Origin of the sequence: Streptomyces sp. NPDC056169 (assembly GCF_042268445.1) — a bacterium.
Taxonomy (GTDB): domain Bacteria; phylum Actinomycetota; class Actinomycetes; order Streptomycetales; family Streptomycetaceae; genus Streptomyces.
The window spans coordinates 43,697-66,616 of the sequence record NZ_JBHJUO010000017.1 but is presented as its reverse complement, the minus strand read 5'-3'; the positions used below and the strand labels follow the sequence as shown (position 1 = coordinate 66,616).

Genomic DNA, 22,920 nt, shown 5'->3' with positions numbered 1-22,920 from the left:
TGCCCGGATCCCGCAAGATGCTCGCCCTGTTGGCCGGTACGGCGATGGCGGCACCGCTCGCCCTCGCCGGCCCGGTGAGCGCCGCCGAACCCGGCGCGTACACCGTCACCCCGCTCACGTTCACCGTCGACGCCGGCGGTCGCACCTGCACCGTCGAGGCCGATCTCTACCGGCCGGCCGGGGTCGACGCCACGCGTCCGGCACCCGCCGTCATGGCCACCAACGGCTTCGGCGGCAGCAAGGCGGACGGCCAGACCGACGTCCTCGGCAAGGCCTTGGCCGCCCGCGGCTACGTCGGACTCGTCTACTCCGGGCTCGGCTTCGGCAAGTCCGGCTGCCTGATCTCCCTCGACGACCCGGCCGTCGACGGCCAGGCCGCGGCCCGGCTCGTCGACTTCCTCGCGGGCACCCGCGCCGCCGACGACGGCACCCGCGTCGACTACGTCACCAAGGACGGGGCGGGCGACCCCCGGGTCGGCATGATCGGCGGCTCCTACGGCGGGGCCGTCCAGCTCGCCGCCGCCTCCGTCGACCCCCGGCTCGACGCCCTCGTCCCCCTCATCACCTGGAACGACCTCGCCTACGCCCTGGCCCCCAACGGGGCCGACCGCGCCACCCCCGGCGTCTTCAAGTGGCAGTGGTCCAACGGCTTCTACCTGATGGGGGAGGGGCAGATGCTGCTCTCGCCCTCGCTCGACCCGAGCCGGATCAACTCGCTCCGCTGCCTGCACTTCGTCACGGACGCCTGTGACACCGTCCGACTGCTGAACTCCGGCGACTTCCCGGCGGCCGGCACGAAGAAGATGCTCGACTACGCCCGGAGCGTCTCCCCGGCCTCGTACCTGGACCGGGTCAAGGCGCCGACCCTGCTCATCCAGGGGCAGACCGACAGCCTCTTCAACCTCAACGAAGCCCAGGACACCTACGAGAAGCTCGAGTCCCACGGGGTCGAGACCAAGATGATCTGGCAGTCCTGGGGCCACAGCGGCGGCCTCATGAACCCCGGCGAGGGCGAACTGAACCTCGCGCAGGGCAATCTGGAGACGAGCTACGTCGGACAGCGCATCCTCGCCTGGTTCGACCGCTACCTGCTCGGCAACCGGAACGCGGACACGGGCGCCGAGTTCGCCTACTACCGCTCCTGGCAGAGCGGCTACGGCACCGCCACCGCCGTCCCCGCGCTCAGCCAGAAGCTCTACCTCTCCGGCGACGGCAAGCTCGTCGACAACCGGTCCAAGGTCACCCTCGGCGCACGCGCCTACAGCAACTGGCTCATCCCGACGAGCCACTCCGAGGTCTCGCTGGCCGGTCTGATCGGACTCCCCGACGCCCCGCTCTCCGACACCGAAGGCACCTACCTCGGCTGGACCAGCGCCCCGCTGAGCGCCCCGGTCGACGTCGTCGGCTCCCCGAAGGCCACCCTCAAGGTCGTCTCGCCGAGCACCGAGCTCGTCCAGGGCTCCGGCGACGCGGCCGACAAGCTGGTGCTCTTCGCCAAGGTCTACGACATCGCGCCGGACGGCAAGAAGACCCTGGTCAACAAGCTCGTCGCGCCGGTCCGGGTGCCGGACGTGCGGCGCCCGTTCACCGTGGAGCTGCCGGGCATCGTGCACCGCTACGAGACCGGCCACCGGATGGAGTTCGTGATCGCGGCCAGCGACTCGGCCTACTTCGGCAACCGGGGCATCAAGCCCGTGATCGTCACCAGCGCCCCCGAGGACACGGGGACGCTGGAGCTGCCCATCGTCGGCGGAAGGGTCGGCTAGCACCCTCCCAAGGCTCCCGCTAGAGCGCGGCGTACCCGGGACGGACGACCTCGTCGATCAGCCGCTGCCGCTCCGGCAGCGGCAGGAAGGCGGCGTCCAGGGCGGCGACCGTGAACTCCTCGAACACCTCAGGGCCGTAGCCGAAGGCGTCCACCATGTGCTGGAACTCCTCGCTCATGGTGGTGCCGGAGACCAGCCGGTTGTCGGTGTTGAGCGTGATGCGGAAGCCGAGGCGGCGCAGCTCGTCGATCGGGTGCGAGGCGTAGTCCTTGGCGGCACCGGTCTGGAGGTTCGAGGTGGGGCAGACCTCCAGGGCGATGCGGTTGTCCCGGACGTACGCGGCGAGCCGGCCCAGGGTGCCGTCCTCGGCGATGTCGTCCGTGATCCGCACGCCGTGGCCGATCCGCTCGGTGCCGCAGACCTGCACGGCCTCGTGGATCGACTCCGCGCCGACGGCCTCGCCCGCGTGGATCGTGAAGTGGCAGTTCTCCCGCTTCAGGTGCTGGAAGGCGGGGAGGTGGCGGGCCGGCGGGTTGCCGATCTCGCCGCCGGCTATGTCGAAGCCCGCCACGCCGTTCTCCCGGTGGGCGACCGTCAGCCGCGCGATCTCCAGGGAGCGGTCCGTGTGCCGCATGCCGGTGAGGAGCGTACGGACGGTGATCCGCCCGCCGGAGCGGCGCTCGCCCTCGCGGAAGCCGTCGTTGACCGCCTCGACGACCTCGTCGAGGGTCAGCCCGCCCTCCAGGTGCTGCTCGGGGGCGTATCGGATCTCGGCGTAGACGACACCGTCCGCCGCCAGGTCCTCGGCGCACTCGGCCGCGATGCGGGTCAGCGCCTCGCGGGTCTGCATCACCGCGCAGGTGTGGGCGAAGGTCTCCAGGTACCGCTCCAGCGAGCCGGAGTCGGCGGCGTCCCGGAACCAGACCGCGAGCTCGGCCGGGTCCTCGGTCGGCAGCGCGGTGTAGCCGTGCTCCCGCGCCAGCTCGACGATCGTCGCGGGGCGCAGCCCGCCGTCGAGGTGGTCGTGGAGAACGGCCTTGGGGGCCCGGCGGATCCACTCGGAGACGGTGGCGGCGGCAGGCGTGGCAGGGTTGTCAGACAAGTGCATGGCGGGGAAGTGTACGCCACGGCCGAGGGGCGTGCGGCGACGGCCGTGAAGGGGTGGCGTTCGAGGGGGTGCCGGCGGGGCTTCGACGGGGTGAGGGCGGGCCTCCGGCGGCGTGCCGGTGGGTGGACTGTGGGCGGCCCGACGGGGGTGTGGGCCCGTTCGGTGCGGGGCGCGGACCCGTCTCCGTACCGCTCAGTGCGACTGGAGCACCGGCAGTGCGGGGGCGCCCGTCGGCAGCATGTGCTTGGCGGCCAGGACCGGGGTCTCCCCGACGCGTACGACTTGCGTCACGAGGACGGCCGGGGTGTCCGCCGCGCGGCCCAGCTGGTCGCCGCGCCGCCGCCCGAGCAGCGTCGCCGTGATGCCGCTGTGCGCGCTCAGGGCCGTCTCGCGCGAGGCGGTGACGAGGACCGCGAGCATCGAGGCGGCCGGGGCGGGACCGCCCCTCGCGGGGGCGTCCGGATCCGTGGCCCGCAGGGCGCGGGCGAACTCCGGGTGCACCCGGTCCAGCACGTCGTCGGCCGCCGCCCACTCGTGGCTCAGCGCCGCCGCCGTGCCCTCCCCGGTGAGCACGGACTCCCAGAACCGCAGCTCGGCGCGGGCCGGGGCGAGCAGGTGCTGCGTCGTGAAGTCGGTGGGCTCCTCCACCGTCCGCAGCAGCGCCCGCACGCGCAGCGGATCCCCCGCGCCGATCAGCTCCTCCAGCGGCTGGATGTGCTCGAAGCCCCGGCGCGGCGGACGGTCGTTGACGGTCCGGCCGACCCCGCGGCGCACGGTGAGCAGCCCGTCCTCCTGGAGCAGCAGCAGCGCCTCGCGCAGGGCGGGCCGGCTCACGCCCAGTTCGGTGGCGAGCTTCGGCTCGGAGGGGAGTGTCGAGCCCGGCGGGTAGGTGCCGTCGTGGACGGCGTCCGCGATCCGTTCGTACAGCGCCACGACCGGCCGCCGCCGCTGTCCGCTGACCGCCACGGCCGCCTCCTCGTCTGGTCCCCGCCGGTGTCCGGCACCACCGTAGTCGGCCCACGTTGTCTGACAAGTCACCCGTACGGCTCTTCCCACCGTCACGGTGAGGCTCGACTCGCCCCATTCTGGACCCACGGCCTGCCCGCGGCGCGGGCCGGGTACGGCCGACGGGCACCACCGGCGGCACGACCGACGGCACGACGGAGGAGAGGGCCGGGCATGAGTCCCAAGGAGACGTCGGGGGCGCCCCGCGCGGGCGGCACGTCCCGGTTCAGCGGAGCCTTCACCCCGGGCCGGATCGCGATGACGGCGGTCGCGGTCCTCACTCTGGTCTTCATCTTCGAGAACACCCGCGAGGTCAGGATCCGGATCCTGATCCCGGAGGTGTCCATGCCGCTCTACCTGGCGCTCCTCTCGACCGCCCTCCTCGGCGCGGCCTGCGGCTACTACGCCGCGGCCCGGAGGCAGAAGTGAGGCGGGCCGCCGTCGTGGGCGCGACCGCCGTCCTCGCACTCGCGGCCGTCGCCGTCTCCTCGGCCGAGGAACCCGCCCTGCCGGGCGAAGGCGCCGGGACCCGGCCCATGCCGGACCTCCTGGGCGTACCGCTGTGGCGGGTCTTCACCCGGCTCGACCGCCGGACCCGGCTCGACGTCCACGACGCGAGCGGACGGGACCGGCGGGTGCTGTGGCCGCCGAACTGGCGGGTGTGCACGCAGTACCCCGCGGCGGAGGCGGACCTCGACCGGCGGACGGCGGTCACGATCGGGGTCGTACGCAAGGGCGAGACCTGCCCGCCCCGCGTCCGCACCGCCCGTCGCTGACCGCCCGTCCCTCGCTGACCGCGCGCCCGCCGCTGACCGGCGGGCGCGTCGTATGCCTCGTACGCCCCGCAAGCCTCGTACGTCCCGCAAGCCTCGTGCGCGCCGTAAGCCTCGTGCGCGTCGGGCGAGAGGCCTCCGTCCCGGGCGGGTCCTACCCTGGGTCCATGCCCGACGATCTTGGACGCTTTCTCGCCGCCGGACCCCGTGTGGGCCTGCGCCCCTTCTCCCCGGACGACGCGGACGAGTTCACCGCCCGCGCCCGCGAGAGCCGCGAGCTCCACCGGCCCTGGCTGTTCCCGCCGTGCACGCCCGAGGCGTACGCCGGCTACGCGAGCGTGCTCGTCGAGGACCCCGCGCGCGCCGGATTCCTCGTGTGCGAACACGCCGAGCGCGCGGAGGACGACCGGATCGCCGGCTTCGTCAACATCAACAACATCGTCCGCGGCGCCTTCCGCAGCGGCGCCCTCGGCTACGGAGCCTTCGCGCACGCCGCCGGACGCGGACTGCTCGGCGAGGCCCTCGGCCTGCTCCTGGCGTACGCCTTCGGGCCGCTGGAGCTGCACCGCCTGGAGGCGAACATCCAGCCCGGCAACACCGCCTCCCGCGCGCTCGTCCGCCGCGCGGGCTTCCGCCTGGAGGGCTTCTCGCCCGCGATGCTGTTCATCGACGGAGCCTGGCGGGACCACGAGCGCTGGGCGATCACCGCCCCGGTGAGCCCTGAGAGCCCGTAGCCGCGGCCGTCGGGTCCGGGTGTCAGCGCTTGTAGTTGATCTTCATGGTGTCGAGGTCCGTCACGGTCGAGCGCAGCCCCTTGTACCCGTGGCCGAGCTCCTTGAGCGCGGTCTCCACCCGGTCCTCCGCCAGCGCGCCCGCCATCTCGTCGCCGTCCGCCGCGTCGGAGACGACGACCACACGGTACGAGAAGTGCTTCAGCGTCCGGTCGTACGAGAGCGAGCCCTCCTCCGTGAACCGCATCGCGGTCAGCCCGTGCGCGTCCACCTCGGCGAGAAGCCGGGTCCGGCTCTCCTCCGACAGACCGTCGAACGTGCCGCGCACGATGACCCGGTAGGTGTGCTGCGTACCCATGCCCATTCCTCGTCCTCCCCGTCCCGCTGTTCGCTGCCGCTGCCGCTGCCGCTGCCGCTGCCGCCGACGACGACGGCACCGGCACCGATAACGGCACCGGCACCGGCCTTCCACACTACGGCGCGAGAGCCCCTGGTCAGGACGGGCCCCGGCGTGTTCCATGGGTGGATGACGACCGTACGACGTGCCGTACTGACGCTGCCCGCGGCCCCGTTGGGCCCGGACAACCCCCTGCCCGCCCTGCGCACCCATCACGGGACGCACGCGGTCGACGAACAGACCCTCGCGGAACTCCCGCGCGACATGGCCCGGGGCATCGGACACGCGCCCCTGCGCAGCCTGCTGCCCGCGCCCGTACGGGACGGCTACGGGCGCGCACGCACACCCACCGACCTCGACGCGGTCGTGATCGAGAACGACCTGCTCCGGGCGACCGTGCTCCCCGGCCTCGGCGGCCGCGTCCACTCCCTGCACCACAAGCCCACCGGACGCGAACTCCTCTACCGCAACCCGGTGTTCCAGCCGGCGGCCTTCGCCCTCAACGGCGCCTGGTTCTCCGGCGGCATCGAGTGGAACATCGGAGCCACCGGCCACACCACCCTCTCCTGCTCGCCCCTGCACGCGGCGGTCGTCCGCGCGCCCGACGGCGGCCCGATGCTCCGCCTGTGGGAATGGGAGCGCCTGCGGGACCTGCCCTTCCAGGTCGACCTCTGGCTCCCGGAAGGCTCCGAGTTCCTCCACGTCGGCGTCCGCGTCCGCAACCCCCACGAGCGGCCCGCCCCCGTCTACTGGTGGTCCAACACCGCCGTACCCGAGGACCGGCGCGTCATCGCCCCCGCCGACGCGGCCTGGCACCACGGCTACGAGCGCGGGCTGCGCCGCGTCCCCGTCCCCGTCGCCGAGGGCGGCGTCGACCGCTCGTACCCGCTCGGCTCCGACCACGCCGCCGACTGGTTCTACGACCTGCCCGACGGGCAGCGCCGCTGGATCGCCTCCCTCGACGCGGACGGCACCGGCCTCGTCCAGACCTCCACCGACACGCTGCGCGGCCGCAAACTCTTCGTGTGGGGCCGGGAGCGCGGCGGCCGGCGCTGGCAGGAGTGGCTCACCGAACCCGGCACCCCCGGCTACGCCGAGATCCAGGCCGGCCTCGCCCGCACCCAACTGGAGCACCTGGAGCTGCCGGGCGGCGGGGAGTTCAGCTGGCTGGAGGCGTACGGACCGCTCACCGCCGACCCCGCCGCGGCCCTCGGCGACGACTGGGACGCGGCCCGCGCCGCGGTCGAGAGCGGCCTCGCGTCGGCGCTGCCGCCCGCCGGGGTCGAGGAGGCGTACACGGCCTGGCGGGAGCGGTCCGCCGACGCCGCACCGGAGACCGTCCTCGCCGTCGGCTCCGGCTGGGGCGCCCTCGAAGTCCTGCGCGGAAACTACGAGTTGCCCGGGACTCCGTTCCCCGAGTCGACGCTCGGGCCGGAGCAGGAACCCTGGCGCGCGCTCCTGCACACCGGAGTCCTGCCGGCCCCCGAGAAGGGCACCCCGCCCGGCGCGCCGCTGGTCTCGGCGCCCTGGCGGGACATGCTGGAGACCGCCCCGGCTGACCCCTCCACCGAGTACCACCTCGGCATCGCCCAGTGGCACGCCGGAGACCGCGCCCAGGCGGTACGGAGCTGGGAACGCGGCCTGCGCGAGGCCGCCGTGCGCTGGCCGCTGCTCCACTGCCTCGCCGTCGCCGACCGGGAGGACGGACACCCGGCCCGCGCCGCCGAACGGTTCGCCGAGGCCTTCGCCGACCACGCCGACCACGCCGACCACGCCGACCACGCCGACCGCGCGGCCGAGGACGAGGCGGTGGCCGCCGCCCTCGGTCGCGAGGCCGTCGTCGCACTGCTCGCCGCCGGACGGACCGGCCGCGCCCGGGAGTTGTGGCAGCGGATCCCCGAAGAGGCCCGGGGGAGAGGTGCCTTCCGGCTCCTGGAGGCCAGGCTGCTGCTCGCCGAGGGCAGGACGGACGAGGCCCGCGCCGTCTTCGACGCGGGCTTCGAGGTCGCGGACCTGCGCGAGGGCGCCGAGATCCTCGGCGAGATCTGGTCGGAGCTCACCGACGAACCACTGCCGTACGCCTACGAGTTCAGGATGCGGCCGAGCTGACGGGAGGGTCCGGCCGGGGCGGCCTCGTCCAAGGGCGCGTCGCCTCCGGCCGGGGCGGCCCCGTTCAGGGGCGCGTCGCGGTCAGGACACCCGGCACAGGATCTCGCCGTGCGGGACCATGAACCAGGCGTCCTCCTGCTCGCCCCACTCCCGCCAGGCCTCCCCGATCGCCGTCAGCTCGGCGGCGGTCGCGTGGCCGCCCCGCACGGCCAGCTCCGCGTAGACCGAGGCGGTCGTCCGGTCCGCCCACAGGCCGCTCCACCAGGCCCGCTCCTCCGGAGTGGCGAAACACCAGGTGCCGGCGGTCGTCGTGACGTCGGTGAAGCCGGCCTGTCGCGCCCAGGAGAACAGGCGCCGCCCGGCGTCGGGTTCGCCGCCGTTGGCCCGCGCGACCCGGTGGTACAGGTCCAGCCAGCCGTCCAGCGCGGGGCGTTCGGGGAACCAGGCGAAGGCCCCGTAGTCGCTGTCGCGGGCCGCGACGACCCCGCCGGGGCGGCACACCCGCTGCATCTCGCGCAGTGCCTGGACCGGGTCGCCGACGTGCTGCAGCACCTGGTGGGCGTGGACGACGTCGAAGGAGTCGTCGGGGAAGTCCAGGGCGTGGACGTCGGCGACGGCGAACTCGACGTTGTCCAGACCTCGTTCGGCGGCCACCGCCCGGCCCTTCTCCAGGACGTCCTCGGCGGCGTCGACCGCGGTCACCCGGCCGGGCGCCACCAGCGCGGCCAGATCGGCGGTGATCGTGCCGGGGCCGCAGCCCACGTCCAGGACGTCCAGTCCCGCGCGCAGCTCGGGCAGCAGGTAGGCCGCGGAGTTGGCGGCGGTCCGCCAGCTGTGGGAGCGCAGGACGGACTCGTGGTGGCCGTGGGTGTAGACGGCGGTCTCGTGGGCCGCGGACGGGGCGGGGGCATGCGTCATGGAAGCGACTCCCTCGGTGTGGGTGCGTTCCCTCACCGTACGCATTCCCGCCGCATGGTGAGACCGGCGTCTTGGGATGTGGACGCAAGGTCAGTCGAACAGCTCCCGCCGGTAACGGAGTTCCTCCAGCTCCCGACCGCCCGTGACGTCCCGGACGGTCGCGCCGTCGGGCCGCCAGCCCGCCGCCTCGTAGAACCGCCGGCCCCGCGCGTTCCCCGCGAAGACCCACAGGGCGGCGGTACGGAACCCGGCTGCCACGAGGGCCTCGGTGGACGCGGCGAGCAGAGCCCGCCCCACACCGGCGCCCCACACCTCAGGCAGGGCGTACAGCGCGGCCAGTTCGGCCGTGGTGGCGGGGTCGAGCGCGCCGGAATCCCCGTCGGCGTCCTCGGAATCCCCGGCGGAATCCCCGGCGGAATTCGTGTCGGTCCAGGCCCGGAAGCAGGAGAAGGCCACCACCCGCCCGTCGGCCTCCGTCGCCAGGAGCACCGAGGGCCGGTCCGGCGCCGCCAGGCGGTCGCGCCACACGGCGGCCCGCTCCTCCGGGTCCAGGGCGTCCAGGTACGGCCCCGGAAGCAGGTCGCGGTAGGCGGACCGCCAGGACAGGACGTGCACGGCGGCGAGCGCCGCCGCGTCCTCGGGAATCGCTTCACGTATCGACATGCCGCATTCTCGGCCCGGAGGGCCGTGGGCCGCTCCTGTATTACGCGGTAATACCCGGCCCGTTCCGACCTGACGGATTCGTGTGTGACAGCACCGTGAACGGACCGTCCGGGCCGCCTCCCCGCCCCTAGGATCGGCCCGCCGCCGCCCGGTGGCGCGCTCGCATCCCTTGCCGAGGAGTCCCGTGCCGTACTCGCCCGCGCCCGACCGCCGCTCCCTCCTGAAGCTGCTCGCGGCGGCCCCCGCGGTCTCCGCCCTCGGTGGGCTCGCCGCCGCCGCACCCGCGCTCGCGGCACCCGCGGGCGGGGCCGCGACCACGGCCGGGGCCGCCGCGCCCGGGATCGTCAAGGCACTCCCGCCCGAGTGGTTCACCGTCCGGGGCACCAACGCCGAGGCCCGGTTCGACTCCTTCGCGGACACCGGTCTCCTCACCCCCAACGACCGCTTCTTCGTCCGCAACCACACCTCCACCCCCGTCCTCGACGCCGCCGACTGGCGCCTCACGCTCTGGGGCGACGGACTCCACGGCCGCAGCCCCGTCCACTTCACCTACGGACAGCTGCGCGACCTGCCCTCCGTCACCCGAACGGCCCTGATCGAGTGCGCCGGAAACGGCCGCAGCCTCTACACGAGCCAGCAGGGCGAGCCGGTCACGGGCACCTCCTGGACGCTCGGCGCCGTCGGCGCCGCCCGCTGGCGCGGCGTCCGCCTCTCCGACGTGCTGCGACGCGCCGGGATCGCCCACGACGCCGTCGACCTCCAGCCGCGCGGCCTCGACGACCCGTACGTCTCCGGCGGCGTCGACTACGGCCGGGTCCGCCGCCCGCTGCCGGTCGCCAAGGCCTTCGACGACGTGATCCTCGCGTACGAGATGAACGGCGAGCCGCTCCCGTACGACCACGGTCACCCCGTCCGGCTCGTGGTGCCCAACTGGGTCGGCATCGCGTCCATCAAGTGGCTCGGCGACATCGAGGTCTCCACCCGCCCGCTGAGTTCGCCCTGGTCCACCGACTGGTACCGCCTCTTCGGCGCCGCGCACCCGGCCGGCGGCAGCGAGCCGATCAGCCGCCAGACCATCAAGTCCGCCTACCAACTGCCCTTCGGCGCCACCCTGGAGTCCGGCCGCGTCCACCGGCTCACCGGACGCGCCTGGTCCGCCCTCGCGCCCGTGCGGACCGTCGAGGTCTCCACCGACGGCGGCGCGCACTGGCGGCACGCCCGGCTCCTCGACGCCCCGAAGCGGGGCGGCTGGGTCCGCTGGACCGTGCCGTGGCGCCCGCACACCACCGGCCCCGTCACCCTGCTCTCCCGTACCACCGACGCCGCCGGGAACACCCAGCCCGACCGGGCCGTCCACAACACCCAGGGGTACCTCTTCAACGCGGTCGTACGTCACCCGATCACCGTCGCCTGAAGCGGCGGAACCGCCCGAACCTTCGTATAAAGGGCACGGGGGTGCCTGCCCGGCGCCCCCGTGCGCTCAGGAGGTACGGGACATGCGCCACACGGCTCCGGAAGGCCGAGGCCCGGTGCGCTACGGCCCTCCCGCGCCCGACGCGGGACTGCCCGTCCTCCCCGGGCTCGCCGCCCTCCTCGCCGCCGCGGCCGGACGGGCCGCCCCCGAGCCCCCCGGCGGCGGCCCCGTCCTGCGGGAGGCGGCGGCCGGCTACTGGTGGCGCCGCGGCCTGCGGACGCACGCCGAGGACGTCGTCGCGGCCCCCGGCGCCCCCACCCTCCTCCTCGCCCTGATCGCCGCGCACGGCGGCGACCTCCTGCTGCCCCGCCCGTGCCCCGCCTGGTGGACCCCGCAGGCCCGTCTCCTCGGCCGCCCCGCCTACCACGTGCCCACCCCCGCCGAATGCGGCGGCGTCCCCGACCCGTACGCCCTCCTGGAGACCGTCCGGCGGGTCCGCGCCGAGGGCGGCGACCCCCGGGTCCTGCTGCTCTCCGTCGCCGACGACCCCACCGCCACCGTCGCTCCGCCCGAGATCGTCCGGGAGGCCTGCGAGGCCGCCGTCGCCGAGGGGCTCCACATCGTCAGCGACGAGACCTGGCGCGACACCCTCCACCACCCGCACGACACCGTGCTCCTGAGTCCCGCCGAGATGTGCCCGGACGACGTCACCGTCATCGGCGACCTCGGCGGCGCCCTCCTCACCCCGGCCGCCTGGCCCTGCGCCGTCGCCCGCTTCCCGCCCACCGACCCGTCCCGCGCCGACCGCTGGACCGACCGCAGGGCCCGCGTCCTCGACGTCCTCACCGCCCTCGGCGCCGTGATCCCGGGACCCCTCGCCCCCGCCGCCGCCCACGCCCTCGACGAACCCGAGGACGTGACCGTACGGGCCCGGCGCGCGGCCACCGTCCACGGCCGGCTCGCCGCCGCCGCGCACCGCACCGCCCTCGCCGCCGGGGCCCTCTCCCGGCCGCCGCAGGCGGGGCGTCATCTGTACGTGGATCTGGGCCGGTTGAGGTCGGGACTCGCCGCCCGCGGCGTCACCGACTCCCTGGAGCTGGAGAGCCATCTGACCGCCCGGCTCGGCGCCCCCGTCCCCGGCGGCCACCGCTTCGGCGACGAACTCGGCGCCCTGCGCGTGCGGTTCGGCACCGAGATGTTCCTGGGTGTCACCGAGGAGGAGCGTGCCGCGACCCTCGGGTCCCGCAATCCCGAGGAACTCCCGCATGTGACAAGCGCGTTGACGGACTTCGGAGGAGCCCTGGAGGAACTCCGGTGAACGATCCCTCCCCTCCTTCCCGCCCGCCCCGCCCCGTCCACCCCGCCCACCCCGGCCGAGCCGCGCAGAACGGAGCCCGCAGATGACCGAACGGACGGCACACCCCGCCCGGGCCGGACAGGCCCCGTACTCCTCCGATCCCACTGCGGCCCCCGCTCCCGCCCCGCATCCCGCACAGACGCCCGCCCCGCCTCCCCCCTCCGTGCTCCAGCCGATCGGCCGGCTGCGCGCGGACTGGCCCCGGACCTTCGTCGACCGGCTCACCGCCCCGCTCCCCGGTGTCCGCGCCATGGCGAGACTGGCCCGTGAGGGCGCCGTCCGCCCGCGCCCCGAAGGTCTCCGTGACATCCCCCTGCTCCCCTTCGAGCCGGGGCCGCTGCCGCCCGCCGGACCCGACACGTTCGCCGTCACCTGGGCGGGACACGCCAGTTGGATCCTGCGCCTCGGCGGACTCACCGTCCTCACCGACCCCGTCTGGTCCCGCCGCATCTTCGGCACCCCGGCCCGGCTCACCCCGGTCGGGGTCCGCTGGGAGGACCTGCCGCCCGTCGATGCCGTCGTCATCAGCCACAACCACTTCGACCACCTCGACGCCCCCACCCTGAGGCGACTGCCCCGGCACACCCCGGTGTTCGTCCCGGCCGGGCTCGGACGCTGGTTCGCGCGCCGCGGGTTCGGCCGCGTGACCGAGCTCGACTGGTGGGAGGCGGCCGAACTGGACGGCGTGCGCTTCGACTTCGTCCCGGCCCACCACTGGTCCAAGCGCACGCTCCTGGACACCTGCCGCTCCCTGTGGGGCGGTTGGGTGCTCACCGACCCGGCGGGGCGCCGCGTCCACTTCGCGGGAGACACGGGGTACGGCCACTGGTTCGCCGAGATCGGCCGCCGCTTCCCGGGCATCGACCTGTCGCTGCTGCCGATCGGGGCCTACGACCCGCGCTGGTGGCTCAGCGACGTCCACACGGACCCGGAGGAGGCCGTCCGCGCCCACCAGGACCTGGGCGCACGACGGATGGCCCCCATGCACTGGGCGACCTTCGTCCTGTCCTCCGAACCCGTCCTGGAACCGCTCACCCGGGTCAGAGCCGCCTGGGACAAGGCCGGGCTGCCCCGCGAGGACCTGTGGGACCTCCCGGTCGGCGCCTCACGGGTGCTCACGCCCTGAGGCACCCGAGGCACCTGAGGCACCCGTGGCGCCCGGCGTACCCGAAGCACCAGAGGCGCCCGACGTACCCGAAGCTCCCGACGTACCCGACGTACCCGAAGCTCCCGACGTACCCGACGTACCCGACGTGCCCGACGTGCCCGAGGTGTCCTGCGGCCCCGCCGTCCGCCCGGAAGATCCCCGCATCCGCCGCCACAGCGCCGGGATCGCGCTGAGCAGCAGCGTGAGACCCACCGCCGCCACGACCCCCTGCCACGGTTCCGGGAAGAGCGAACCGCCCAGGATCCCGATCAGCTGGTACGTCGCCGCCCACGCGAGGCACGCCGCCGCGTCCCCCCGCGCGAAGCGCCGCAGCGGCATCTGCGCGAGCAGACACGCCAGCATCACCGGGATCCGCCCCGCAGGCACCAGCCGGGACAGCACGAGCACCGACACCTGATGGCTGTCGAGCCGCTCCTGCGCCTGCGCGAGCCGCTCCGGCGTCACCCGGCCCCGCAGCGCGGCCAGCCACCGCGAGCCGTTGCGCGACCGGACCCCGCGCTGCCCGAGCCAGTACAGCGCGATGTCCCCGAGGAACGCGGCGAACGCCGCCACCAGGAAGACGTAGAGCAGCGACAGCGGTGACGTCTGGTGGAAGGCCACCACCGCCGCCGAACTGACGATGGCGCCCGTCGGCACGATCGGCACCAGCGCGCCCAGCGCCACGAGCAGGAACAGCGAGGGGTAGCCGACCGCCTGCTGCGTCGACTCGGGCGGCAGCTCGCGCACGGCCCCGGCGAGCCGGACGAGACCGTCCATCACCGCGCGACCTCCGGCCGCACCCGCTCGCCGTGGGCGAGCAGGTGCACCGCCACCTTCGGCGCGAGCCGCGCCGCGTGCCGGACGAACTCGTCCCCCGGCGCGTGGAACTCGTGCGGCCGGACCCCGTCGAGCCCGATCGGCCAGTACGTGCCGAAGTGCACGGGCACCGCGGCGGCGGGCGAGAGCGCGGCGAGCGCCTGGGCGGCCCGGCCCGCGTCGAGGTGCCCGTGCCCGAGGTACGGCCCCCAGCCGCCGACCGGCAGCAGCGCCACGTCCACCGGACCCACCGCCTCCGCCATCCCGTCGAAGAGACCCGTGTCCCCGGCGAAGTACGTCCGCGCCTCGCCCTCGACGACGTACCCGAGCGCGGGGGAGCGGTGCGGCCCGACCGGCAGCCGCCGCCCGTCGTGGAGCGCCGGCACGACCCGTACCGTCACGCCCTCGACCGTCACCGTGTCGCCCGGCTCGACCTCGGTCAGCCGCAGCCCGTTCCCGTCGAGCTTGCGCAGCCCCGGTACGGCGGCGGGCGCCCCGCGGGGCACCACGACCCGGGTCCCCGGCGCGAGCCGGGCCAGCGAGGGCAGGTGCAGATGGTCGGCGTGCAGGTGCGAGACGAGGACGGCCTCGGCGCGTACGGCCTCGGGCGGGGGCAGGGCGCCGCGCCTCCGTCGCAGGTGGGCGAACCGCCGCGCGAACAGCGGGTCGGTGAGGAAGCGGACCCCGGAGTCCTCGACCGTGCAGGTCGCGTGACCCCACCAGGTGACCTCCACCGGCATGCCGCCTTCCGTTCTCCGCCTACCGTCCTTCGGGGCTCCGGCCGCCGCGCCCTGATGTCCGCGACCGTTCCGTAACTCCGTAACGAGGGTAAATGTCCGGAGCGTGCTCCGGAGGATGTTCGGCCGTCCCGTTCCCCAGTAGGGTCGGTCCATGGACGACGTTCGGGTGGCGGCGATCGCCAGCCTCACCCCGCTCGAAGAGCTGGACAGCGACCCTTTCCTGGTGGACACGCGCGGCCAGCACGAGCTGTGCGCCCGCTGGGCCGTCGACAAGGGGTACGTGCTCGCCCGCCGGCTCCTCTTCTACGGCATCCGTCCCGACCACGCGGCCCTGTGGGAGGACGTGGAGGCGGGTGAGGTCGACCTGTTCGTCGCCGCCAACGAACGGGTCCTCGCCCGTGCGCTGACCTCGGTGCCGGGCTTCCGCGCCGAGTGCGAGCGCCGCGGGGTGCGGGTCGAGACGGTCGGCCTCGACGAACCGGCGTACGACACGGCGGCCAAGGCCGGCGTGCACCGCCGGCTCTCCATGCCCACCGCCGGCTACGACGGCTCGTGACCGTCGCCGGCCACGACGACTCGGCTCGTGACCGTCGCCGGCTACGACGACTCGGCTCGTGACCACCGCGGGCTACGACGACTCGCTCGTGACCGCCGCCGCGTACGACGGCTCCTGACCCTTCCGTACCGTGCGGCGCGCGAGGGTGCGACCTGACACACCCGGGCCGTCCGACGTCACCCGTTTTCCGTCTTGACCGTGGGCGTTGTGCCACGCTTGAGGCAGGAAACGGGCGAAAGGTGAATCGGGCGTGGGAGACGGGCGATGGGGTGGCGCCGGCCGCTGGCGGACCGCGAGTGCCACGGTGATGCGGATGATCGTGGTCTGGGCGGTGTCCACCCTCACCATGCTCGTCCTCGCCGGACTGCTGCCCGACTTCGAGCTCCAGTCCGCCGACGGCGACAGCATGACGAGAACGGCCGTCACCGCGGCCACCGCCGCGGGCGCCTTCGGTCTGCTCGGCGCGCTCGTGTGGCCGGTGATCGTCCGCGCCCTCCTCCTCGTCCCTGCGCTCGTCCTCGGCCTGCTCGTCTTCTTCCTCAACGGCTCGCTGCTGCTCGTCGCGCTCTGGCTGATCCCCGACGGGCGCGGCGCCGCCGACCCCGAGACGGCCGTCGTGGTCGCCGCCGTCATGTCCGCCGTCGCCTCCGCGACCTCCACGGCCCTCGCCGTCCGCGACGACGACGCCTACCGCCGCCGCCTCTACCGGCTCACCGGCCGCACCCGGCCCCGCGACCCCGACGACGCGTCGGAGGCCGTCCCCGGCACCGTCTTCCTCCAGCTCGACGGCGTCGGCCACCACGTGCTGCGCGCCGCCGTCGCCGACGGGCTCATGCCGACCGTCGCCGGCTGGCTCGACACCGGCCACCGGCTCACCCCCTGGCGCACCGACTGGTCCAGCCAGACCGGCGCCAGCCAGCTCGGCATCCTGCACGGCTCCAACGAGGACGTACCCGCCTTCCGCTGGTACGAGAAGGACACCGGCCGGCTCATGGTGTCCAACCGCCCCGCGAGCGCCGTGGAGCTCCAGCGGCGGGCCGTGCGCCGCACCGGCGACGGCGGGCTGCTCACCTTCGACGGAGCCTCCCGCGGCAACCTCTTCAGCGGCGGCGCCGACCAGCTCGCCCTGGTCCTGTCGATGGCCGCCCGGCGCGGCCGCCGCAACCGCTCCCGCGCCGGCTACTTCGCGTACTTCTCCGACCCGGCCAACGCCGTCCGCACCGCCGGCTCGCTCGTCACCGAGTGCGTCCGCGAGATGTGCCAGTCCACCCGGGCGCTGCTGCGCAGCGAGACCCCGAGGGTCTCGCGCGGCGGCACGTACCCCTTCGTCCGCGCCTTCGCGACGGTCGTCGAGCGGGACGTGGTGGTCTCCGCCGTGATGGGGGACATGCTGGCCGGGCGGACCGCGGTCTACGCCGACCTCGTCGCGTACGACGAGGTGGCCCACCACTCCGGACCGCACGGCCGGGACACCGACCAGGTCCTGCGCCGCCTCGACCGTGCGATCGCGCTGATCGAGACCGTCGCCGAGCACGCTCCGCGCCCGTACCGGATCGTGCTCCTCTCCGACCACGGGCAGAGCCCGGGCGAGACCTTCGAGTCGGCGTACGGCCTCTCGCTCAAGGAGCTCGTACGGGCCGGGTGCGGGCTGCCGGTGCCGCGCCGCGTCCGCCGCACCCGCAGCGGTTCGGAGGCGCGCGACGCGGCCAGGGACGCGCTGCGCAGCGCCCTGCACCGGCCGCTGGACGAGAGCGGCGAGACGGCGCGCGAGCTGCCCGCCAAGCCCTCCGAGCCGGTCGTCCTCGCCTCCGGAAACCTCGGTCTGATCTCCTTCCCCGACGTGCCGCACCGGATGACCCGCGAGGAGATCGACCGGCGCCACCCGGCGCTCCTGCGGACCCTCGCCCATCACCCGGGCGTCGGCTTCGTGCTCGTGGCGAGTGCCGAGCACGGCTCGCTCGTCCTCGCCCGCGACGGGGTGGAGGTGCCGGTCGCCGAGCTCGCCGACGAGGGGCCGCTGGCCGTCTTCGGGCGGGGCGCGGCGGACGCCGTGCGCCGTACGGACGGCTTCCCGCACGTCGCGGACATCATGGTCAACTCGATGTACGACCCGGCGACCGGCACCGTGCACGCCTTCGAGGAGCAGATCGGCTCGCACGGCGGGCTCGGCGGCGAGCAGTCGCACCCCTTCCTGCTGTCCCCGCCGGAGCTGTCGGCGCCGGTCGGCGCGGGGGAGGAGCTGGTCGGCGCGGAGCGGATCCACCGGGTGCTGCGGCGCTGGCTGCGTGAGTCGGCGGGCCCGCAGGTGCCGCTGGGGCCGGTGGGACCGCTGGGACCGGCGCTGGAGATTTCCCCGCCCCCGCATCGATCGGAATCAGATCTTCCGGTTGATGGCGGGGTCGTACAGGACAAAAACCGCTGATTTGGACGCTTGTTCGTCGTTACCGGACGATGTCCGCGCTTGTACGACGGAAGGCGCACCACCCCATGAGCACGGCCACAACTCCACAGACCGGACCCGGCACGGACACCGCTCCCCCCGCGAACAGACACGCCCGCCGCTTCGGACTCCCCGTCGCGACCGCGCTCGTCATGGGGAACATCATCGGCGGCGGCATCTTCCTGCTCCCCGCCTCCGTCGCCCCCTACGGCACGATCAGCCTCGTCGCCTTCGGCGTCCTCACCCTCGGCGCGATCGCCCTCGGCCTCGTCTTCGGCCGCCTCGCCCGGCGCCTCCCGATGACCGGCGGACCCTACGTGTACGCCCGCGAGGCCTTCGGCGGCTTCGCCGGATTCCTGGCGGCCTGGTCGTACTGGATCACCACCTGGGTCTCCAACGCCGCCCTCGCCGTCGCCGCCGTCGGCTACCTCGACGTCCTGATCCCCGTCCACGAGTCGAAGGCCGCCACCATCGCCGCCGCCCTCGCCCTCCAGTGGCTCCCGGCCCTCGCCAACCTCGCCGGCACCCGGTACGTCGGCGCCGTGCAGCTCGTCGCGACCGTCCTCAAGTTCGTGCCCCTGCTGCTCGTCGCCGTCGGCGGGCTCTTCTTCTTCGACAGCGCCAACCTCGGCCCCTTCCGGGCGAGCGAGGGCAGCGCCCTCGGCGCGGTCTCCGCCTCCGCCGCGATCCTGCTCTTCAGCTACCTCGGCGTCGAGTCCGCCGCCGTCAGCGCGGGCGAGGTCCGGGACCCCCGGCGCAACGTCGGCCGCGCCACCATCCTCGGCACGCTCGGCGCCGCCACGATCTACCTCCTCGGCACCCTCTCCGTCTTCGGCACCGTCCCCCACGACCGGCTCGTCGACTCCTCCGCCCCCTTCTCGGACGCCGTGAACGTCATGTTCGGCGGCTCCTGGGGCGGCACCGCCATCGCCTGCATGGCGCTCGTCTCGATGGTCGGCGCGCTCAACGGCTGGACGCTGCTCAGCGCCCAGACCCCGTACGCGGCGGCCCGCGACGGACTCTTCCCGAAGGCCTTCGCCCACAAGCGGCGCGGCGTCCCGACGGTCGGCGTCGCCGTGACCGTCGTCCTCGCCTCCCTGCTCACCGTCTACAACTACACGGCCGGCACGCAGGGCGTCTTCGAGACCCTCGTCCTCGTCACGACCTTCACCGCCACCGTCCCGTACCTCCTCTCCACCGCCGCGCAGATCCACTTCCTGCTCTCCGGCCAGGCCGACCGCGTCCACCGCCCCCGGCTCGTCCGCGACGCCGTCCTCGCCCTCGCCGCCTTCGGTTTCTCCCTCTGGCTCGTCGCCGGCTCCGGCTACGCCGCCGTCTACCAGGGCGTCCTGTTCCTCTTCGCCGGCGTGCTCGTGTACGCGTGGATGTCAGCCCGCAAGCAGCGCGCGGCGGCAGGGGAGGCCGAGGCCCGGCCGTGACCGCCCGCGCGGCCGGTGCGGTGAATCAGGGGCCCCGGACGTAGGCCGCCCGGGCGGATCTCGGCCCCGGACCGCCGCGCGCCCACCCTGGCGGGGCATGACGGATCTCCGTGAGCCCCGTGCCCGAGCCGACCGCGGAACCCGCCACCCCGGCGGGCCGCCGGACGCGTCCCGCGCCGGGCGCGCGCCGGTGGATCGCGCTCCTCCTCGTCCTCACCGCCCTCTTCGGCGCGGGCGCCGCCCACGCCCTTCCCGGCGGCGCCGAACTCCGCGCCGCCGCCGCGGGCCCGGCCCCCGACACGGGCGGCGAGACGTGCGAACCGGCCGCCGCCGAGGCCGGGCTCCCCGGCCGGACCCGGCGGCACCGCACGCGCCTCCGGCCCGCCCCGGCGCGCCGCCGCCCCCGTACCGCCCGGCGCTCCCGTACCACCGGCCCCGCTCCCGTACTCGCCCCGCGTGGCGACGCGCCCCGGCGCGAGGTGATGCGCTGCTGAGAGGCCCGCACCTCCCGGCAGCACGCCCCTACATCACCCCCCCCGCGAGGAGTTCCGCCATGCCCGTCGACCCGTACGCCGTCCTCCAGGCCCTGCTGCGCGCCGAGGCCTCCCGCGCCCAGCGCGCCGACCGCCGCTCCGCCGAGCCCGCCGAACCGGCGCCCGCCCCGGTGACCGAGCCTCCCGTCCCCCGGGAGGACCCCGCCCGCTGACCGCGCGGACCCGGCCACGGGCCGGCGCGGACCCCGGCGGGAATTCGATTTGCGGACCGGTGTACGGACGTACGAGGCTGATCCGATGACCTCGACCGACCGGAACACCAGCCCCGATCGGTCCGCCGGACCCGCGTCCGGCCCGGGCCCCGACACCACGACGGCCACGGACCCCCGCACCACCGGTGCCACGAACCGGGCCGCCGCCCGGCTCCTCGCCTTCGCCCGGCGCCCCTACTGGGACCGCCCCGATCCCTCGTACCGCATCCGCCGCTGGCCCGACCTCACCGCGCTCTGCTTAGCCACCGTCTTCTTCTGGTCGAGCCTCACCCCCTCCCTCGTGCCCCGCCCCTGGTTCCTCCAGGGGATCGTCGGCGGCATCACCGCCGCCATCGGCTACGCCCTCGGCTCCACCCTCGCCTGGCTCTTCCGCGTCCTCGTGCGCCGCCGCCCCGGCGAGCGGATCCGCACCCGCTGCTGGCAGGCGTACTGGCTGCTCAGCCCGGTCCTCGCCGTCTGGCTCATCTCCGAGAGCGCCCGGATGCAGCGTCAGCTCCGGGTCCTCCAGGACCTCCCGCCGACCCTCACCTGGCACACGCCGATGATCGCGCTGATCGCCCTCGGCCTCCTCATCGCCGCGCTCCTCGTCGCCCGCTCCGTACGCCTCGGGGCCGTCACCCTGATCCGGTTCCTCGGCCGGCTCCTGCCGCGCCCCGTCGCCTTCGCCGTCGGCGCGGCGCTCTCCGCCCTCGTCGTCCTCGTCGGCGTCCGCGACGTCGTCTTCGACCGGGGCGTCGTCGACCTCGCCGACCGCATCGCAGAGGCCACCAACGGCGGCACCAAGGACGGCATCCGGCGCCCCGCGTCCCGCCACGTCTCCGGCGGCCCCGGCTCGCTCGTCCCCTGGCGGGACCTCGGCTACCAGGGCCGCAACTTCACCGGCTCCACGCCCACCCGCTCCGCCCTCACCGCCTGGACCGGCCGGCCCGCCCGCGAACCGGTCCGCGTCTACATACCCTCCGCGCTGCCCGCCGCCTTCACGGACGACCGCCCCTTCGCCGCCCAGGCCCGCCTCGCCGTCCGCGAACTCGAACGGACCGGCGCCTTCGACCGGGCCGTCCTCGCCGTCGCCGGGACCACCGGCACCGGCTGGATAGACCCGAACGTCGCCGAGGCCCTGGAGTACATGTACGGCGGCGACACCGCGATCGTCGCCGTCCAGTACTCGTACCTCCCGAGCTGGGTCTCCTTCCTCGTCGACAAGGAGAAGGCCGGACAGGCCACCCGGGCCCTCCTCGACGCCGTCCGCGCCCGCCTCGACGCCCTCCCCGCCGACCGGCGGCCGAAGCTCGTCGTCACCGGCGAGAGCCTCGGCGCCTACGCCGTCGAAGCCTCCTTCGGCACCGCCGACGCACTCCTCGCCGGAACCGACGGCGCCCTCCTGATGGGCGCCCCGCACTTCTCCCCGATCTCCCGCGAGATCCGCCGCGACCGCGACCCCGGCAGCCCCGTCTGGCGCCCCGAGTACCGCGGCGGCGCCCACATCCGCTTCGCGCAGTTCCCCGGCACCGACCTCGAACGCCCCGCCGCCGCCTGGGAACGGCCGCGCGCGGTCTACCTCCAGAACGCCTCCGACCCCGTCGTCTGGTGGTCGCCCGAACTGCTCCTCGACCGCCCCGAGTGGCTCGACGAACCGCTCGGCCCCGACGTCACGCCCGAGATCGGCTGGTTCCCCTTCGTCGCCTTCTGGCAGACCTCCGTGGACATGACCGTCTCCTACGGCGTCGACGCCCCGCACGGCCACCGGTACGGGGCCGGCGCCGTCGACGGCTGGGCGGCGGTCCTGCCGCCGCCCGACTGGACCGCCGCCGACACGATCCGCCTGCGCGCCTTCATCCGCCACCGCAAGGCCGCCTACTGACCGGCCCCGTCGGGACACCCGTGCGGCCCGTCGGGACACCCCCGTGCGGTCCGTCGGGACACCCCGTGCGGCCCCGTCAGGTCAGCACCGTGAACGCGTGCGTCGTCAGCGCCCGTTCGAGCCGCTCCCGCAGGCGCTCCGCCGTCGACTCCAGGCGCGCCCGCTCGCCCACCGGCAGTGAGAAGCCGACCGCCGAGTGGGCCCCGCCCACCGTGATCGGCACCGCCGCGCACACCGTGCCGAGGACGTACTCCTCCCGTTCGAGGACCGGCGCCCCCCGCCGTAACCCGGCGAGCCGGCTCAGGAGCCCCTCCTCGTCCCGGACCGTGCGCGGGGTCAGCCGGACCACCGGCCGCCGGGCCAGATAGGTGCGGCGGGCCTCCGGGGACAGCTGGGCGAGCAGGCACTGGCCGAGCGCGTGGGCGTGCGCGCTCGTCCGGAAGTCCGCCCACTCCTCGACCGCCCGGTGCTCCGGACTCTCCGCCGAGGCCACCACCCGCACCTCCCCGTCGGCCAAGTCCGCGTAGTACACGGGCGCGCCGAGCTCGTCCCGCAGCACCCCCAGCCACTCGGCGAGCCGCAGACCGGGCCCGGGCCCGGGACCGGGACCCGGCCCCGGCCCCCGGGCGGAGAGCCCGGGCACGGCGGGCCCGAGCCGGAACGTCCCGCGCTCGCGCCGCAGATAGCCGTCGTGCACCAGGGTCCGCAGGAGGTGGTACGTGGTCGGCAGCGGCATCCGCGTCTCACGGGCGAGCCGCTTGGCGGTGATCTCGCCGTGCTCTGCGACCGTTTCGAGCAGAACGAGCGCACGGCGTACGGAACTTATGAGGGTGGGCGTGGAGGGGGCCATGGGCCCAGTCTGCCGAGCACCCCGCCCGTCCGGCCGCCGGTGGCCGGAGCCTTGTTCGATCGAC

At 74.7% G+C, this 22,920-nt stretch carries 21 protein-coding genes and 1 pseudogene; 14 read left to right on the top strand and 8 right to left on the bottom strand.

Features of this window, described 5'->3' with window-relative positions; translation table 11 throughout:
- The first annotated feature begins 17 nt into the window (after positions 1 to 17).
- A complete protein-coding gene (locus ACFC0G_RS27385; protein ID WP_376408014.1) occupies positions 18 to 1,766 on the top strand; it encodes a CocE/NonD family hydrolase in 1,749 nt (582 codons plus the stop codon).
- 19 nt (positions 1,767 to 1,785) lie between these two features.
- Here ACFC0G_RS27385 and ACFC0G_RS27380 read toward each other — a convergent pair whose 3' ends face one another.
- Both ACFC0G_RS27380 and ACFC0G_RS27375 read right to left on the bottom strand, forming a co-directional pair.
- Positions 1,786 to 2,874 carry an adenosine deaminase gene (locus tag ACFC0G_RS27380; RefSeq protein ID WP_376407739.1) on the bottom strand — a complete coding sequence of 363 codons (1,089 nt, stop codon included), beginning with the start codon at positions 2,872 to 2,874 and terminating at the stop codon, positions 1,786 to 1,788.
- A gap of 192 nt (positions 2,875 to 3,066) precedes the next feature.
- Entirely contained in the window at positions 3,067 to 3,840 is a 774-nt protein-coding gene (locus tag ACFC0G_RS27375) for a GntR family transcriptional regulator (protein WP_376407737.1), read from the bottom strand.
- Between the two features lie 213 nt (positions 3,841 to 4,053).
- Between ACFC0G_RS27375 and ACFC0G_RS27370 the strand changes: the two genes are divergently transcribed.
- The 3 genes from ACFC0G_RS27370 to ACFC0G_RS27360 all read left to right on the top strand — a co-directional run bounded on the left by ACFC0G_RS27370 (position 4,054) and on the right by ACFC0G_RS27360 (position 5,386).
- A complete protein-coding gene (locus ACFC0G_RS27370; RefSeq protein ID WP_376407735.1) occupies positions 4,054 to 4,308 on the top strand; it encodes a DUF1049 domain-containing protein in 255 nt (84 codons plus the stop codon).
- Positions 4,305 to 4,655, top strand: coding sequence for a hypothetical protein (locus ACFC0G_RS27365; RefSeq protein WP_376407733.1), 351 nt, complete (start codon positions 4,305 to 4,307; stop codon positions 4,653 to 4,655). The genes ACFC0G_RS27370 and ACFC0G_RS27365 overlap by 4 nt, the downstream gene beginning before the upstream one ends.
- A gap of 164 nt (positions 4,656 to 4,819) precedes the next feature.
- A complete protein-coding gene (locus ACFC0G_RS27360) occupies positions 4,820 to 5,386 on the top strand; it encodes a GNAT family N-acetyltransferase (protein WP_376407731.1) in 567 nt (188 codons plus the stop codon).
- A 22-nt stretch (positions 5,387 to 5,408) separates the two neighbouring features.
- Here ACFC0G_RS27360 and ACFC0G_RS27355 read toward each other — a convergent pair whose 3' ends face one another.
- Positions 5,409 to 5,741 (bottom strand): DUF6204 family protein, encoded by a 333-nt coding sequence (locus ACFC0G_RS27355; protein ID WP_376407729.1) that lies wholly within the window; start codon positions 5,739 to 5,741, stop codon positions 5,409 to 5,411.
- A gap of 168 nt (positions 5,742 to 5,909) precedes the next feature.
- On the opposite strand from ACFC0G_RS27355, the gene ACFC0G_RS27350 reads away from it, so the two are divergent.
- Positions 5,910 to 7,889: a DUF5107 domain-containing protein gene (locus tag ACFC0G_RS27350; RefSeq protein ID WP_376407727.1), complete on the top strand. Its 1,980-nt coding sequence runs from the start codon at positions 5,910 to 5,912 to the stop codon at positions 7,887 to 7,889.
- Positions 7,890 to 7,970: 81 nt separating this feature from the next.
- Here ACFC0G_RS27350 and ACFC0G_RS27345 read toward each other — a convergent pair whose 3' ends face one another.
- Both ACFC0G_RS27345 and ACFC0G_RS27340 read right to left on the bottom strand, forming a co-directional pair.
- Entirely contained in the window at positions 7,971 to 8,807 is an 837-nt protein-coding gene (locus ACFC0G_RS27345) for a methyltransferase domain-containing protein (protein ID WP_376407725.1), read from the bottom strand.
- 90 nt (positions 8,808 to 8,897) lie between these two features.
- Positions 8,898 to 9,470 carry a GNAT family N-acetyltransferase gene (locus tag ACFC0G_RS27340; protein ID WP_376407723.1) on the bottom strand — a complete coding sequence of 191 codons (573 nt, stop codon included), beginning with the start codon at positions 9,468 to 9,470 and terminating at the stop codon, positions 8,898 to 8,900.
- A 184-nt stretch (positions 9,471 to 9,654) separates the two neighbouring features.
- Here ACFC0G_RS27340 and ACFC0G_RS27335 point away from each other — a divergent pair, with 184 nt between their 5' ends.
- The 3 genes from ACFC0G_RS27335 (at position 9,655) to ACFC0G_RS27325 (ending at position 13,367) form a co-directional block, all read left to right on the top strand.
- Positions 9,655 to 10,884 (top strand): sulfite oxidase, encoded by a 1,230-nt coding sequence (locus ACFC0G_RS27335; RefSeq protein ID WP_376407721.1) that lies wholly within the window; start codon positions 9,655 to 9,657, stop codon positions 10,882 to 10,884.
- A gap of 82 nt (positions 10,885 to 10,966) precedes the next feature.
- Entirely contained in the window at positions 10,967 to 12,202 is a 1,236-nt protein-coding gene (locus ACFC0G_RS27330) for an aminotransferase class I/II-fold pyridoxal phosphate-dependent enzyme (protein ID WP_376407719.1), read from the top strand.
- Between the two features lie 82 nt (positions 12,203 to 12,284).
- Entirely contained in the window at positions 12,285 to 13,367 is a 1,083-nt protein-coding gene (locus ACFC0G_RS27325; protein WP_376407717.1) for an MBL fold metallo-hydrolase, read from the top strand.
- A 156-nt stretch (positions 13,368 to 13,523) separates the two neighbouring features.
- Here ACFC0G_RS27325 and ACFC0G_RS27320 read toward each other — a convergent pair.
- Positions 13,524 to 14,165: pseudogene (locus tag ACFC0G_RS27320) on the bottom strand (DedA family protein); the annotation flags it as partial.
- Positions 14,165 to 14,944: an MBL fold metallo-hydrolase gene (locus ACFC0G_RS27315; protein ID WP_376407715.1), complete on the bottom strand. Its 780-nt coding sequence runs from the start codon at positions 14,942 to 14,944 to the stop codon at positions 14,165 to 14,167. The gene ACFC0G_RS27315 and the pseudogene ACFC0G_RS27320, both read right to left, overlap by 1 nt.
- 151 nt (positions 14,945 to 15,095) lie before the next feature.
- On the opposite strand from ACFC0G_RS27315, the gene ACFC0G_RS27310 reads away from it, so the two are divergent.
- The 6 genes from ACFC0G_RS27310 to ACFC0G_RS27285 all read left to right on the top strand — a co-directional run bounded on the left by ACFC0G_RS27310 (position 15,096) and on the right by ACFC0G_RS27285 (position 22,006).
- Complete coding sequence (locus ACFC0G_RS27310) at positions 15,096 to 15,500, top strand: recombinase family protein (protein WP_056647192.1); 405 nt, start codon at positions 15,096 to 15,098, stop codon at positions 15,498 to 15,500.
- 307 nt (positions 15,501 to 15,807) lie between these two features.
- Positions 15,808 to 17,922, top strand: a complete 2,115-nt coding sequence (locus tag ACFC0G_RS27305) for a phage holin family protein (protein WP_376408011.1) — start codon at positions 15,808 to 15,810, stop codon at positions 17,920 to 17,922.
- A 65-nt stretch (positions 17,923 to 17,987) separates the two neighbouring features.
- Positions 17,988 to 19,379 (top strand): amino acid permease, encoded by a 1,392-nt coding sequence (locus tag ACFC0G_RS27300; protein WP_376407713.1) that lies wholly within the window; start codon positions 17,988 to 17,990, stop codon positions 19,377 to 19,379.
- A gap of 119 nt (positions 19,380 to 19,498) precedes the next feature.
- Positions 19,499 to 19,873 (top strand): hypothetical protein, encoded by a 375-nt coding sequence (locus ACFC0G_RS27295; protein ID WP_376407711.1) that lies wholly within the window; start codon positions 19,499 to 19,501, stop codon positions 19,871 to 19,873.
- Positions 19,874 to 19,932: 59 nt separating this feature from the next.
- A complete protein-coding gene (locus ACFC0G_RS27290; protein ID WP_376407709.1) occupies positions 19,933 to 20,085 on the top strand; it encodes a hypothetical protein in 153 nt (50 codons plus the stop codon).
- Positions 20,086 to 20,170: 85 nt separating this feature from the next.
- Positions 20,171 to 22,006 (top strand): alpha/beta hydrolase, encoded by a 1,836-nt coding sequence (locus ACFC0G_RS27285; protein WP_376407707.1) that lies wholly within the window; start codon positions 20,171 to 20,173, stop codon positions 22,004 to 22,006.
- A gap of 76 nt (positions 22,007 to 22,082) precedes the next feature.
- On the opposite strand, the gene ACFC0G_RS27280 is transcribed toward ACFC0G_RS27285, so the two are convergent.
- A complete protein-coding gene (locus ACFC0G_RS27280) occupies positions 22,083 to 22,856 on the bottom strand; it encodes an IclR family transcriptional regulator (protein WP_376407705.1) in 774 nt (257 codons plus the stop codon).
- Positions 22,857 to 22,920 lie beyond the last annotated feature (64 nt).

Excerpts from the sequence above, each read along its gene's own strand:
- ACFC0G_RS27340 (WP_376407723.1), bottom strand. The coding sequence starts at position 9,470 with ATGTCGATACGTGAAGCGATTCCCGAGGACGCGGCGGCGCTCGCCGCC.
- ACFC0G_RS27280 (WP_376407705.1), bottom strand. The coding sequence starts at position 22,856 with ATGGCCCCCTCCACGCCCACCCTCATAAGTTCCGTACGCCGTGCGCTC.
- ACFC0G_RS27300 (WP_376407713.1), top strand. The coding sequence starts at position 17,988 with ATGAGCACGGCCACAACTCCACAGACCGGACCCGGCACGGACACCGCT.
- ACFC0G_RS27360 (WP_376407731.1), top strand. The coding sequence starts at position 4,820 with ATGCCCGACGATCTTGGACGCTTTCTCGCCGCCGGACCCCGTGTGGGC.
- ACFC0G_RS27355 (WP_376407729.1), bottom strand. The coding sequence starts at position 5,741 with ATGGGTACGCAGCACACCTACCGGGTCATCGTGCGCGGCACGTTCGAC.
- ACFC0G_RS27315 (WP_376407715.1), bottom strand. The coding sequence starts at position 14,944 with ATGCCGGTGGAGGTCACCTGGTGGGGTCACGCGACCTGCACGGTCGAG.
- ACFC0G_RS27305 (WP_376408011.1), top strand. The coding sequence starts at position 15,808 with ATGCGGATGATCGTGGTCTGGGCGGTGTCCACCCTCACCATGCTCGTC.
- ACFC0G_RS27345 (WP_376407725.1), bottom strand. The coding sequence starts at position 8,807 with ATGACGCATGCCCCCGCCCCGTCCGCGGCCCACGAGACCGCCGTCTAC.
- ACFC0G_RS27350 (WP_376407727.1), top strand. The coding sequence starts at position 5,910 with ATGACGACCGTACGACGTGCCGTACTGACGCTGCCCGCGGCCCCGTTG.
- ACFC0G_RS27370 (WP_376407735.1), top strand. The coding sequence starts at position 4,054 with ATGAGTCCCAAGGAGACGTCGGGGGCGCCCCGCGCGGGCGGCACGTCC.
- ACFC0G_RS27325 (WP_376407717.1), top strand. The coding sequence starts at position 12,285 with ATGACCGAACGGACGGCACACCCCGCCCGGGCCGGACAGGCCCCGTAC.
- ACFC0G_RS27310 (WP_056647192.1), top strand. The coding sequence starts at position 15,096 with ATGGACGACGTTCGGGTGGCGGCGATCGCCAGCCTCACCCCGCTCGAA.
- ACFC0G_RS27380 (WP_376407739.1), bottom strand. The coding sequence starts at position 2,874 with ATGCACTTGTCTGACAACCCTGCCACGCCTGCCGCCGCCACCGTCTCC.
- ACFC0G_RS27330 (WP_376407719.1), top strand. The coding sequence starts at position 10,967 with ATGCGCCACACGGCTCCGGAAGGCCGAGGCCCGGTGCGCTACGGCCCT.
- ACFC0G_RS27385 (WP_376408014.1), top strand. The coding sequence starts at position 18 with ATGCTCGCCCTGTTGGCCGGTACGGCGATGGCGGCACCGCTCGCCCTC.
- ACFC0G_RS27285 (WP_376407707.1), top strand. The coding sequence starts at position 20,171 with ATGACCTCGACCGACCGGAACACCAGCCCCGATCGGTCCGCCGGACCC.
- ACFC0G_RS27290 (WP_376407709.1), top strand. The coding sequence starts at position 19,933 with ATGCCCGTCGACCCGTACGCCGTCCTCCAGGCCCTGCTGCGCGCCGAG.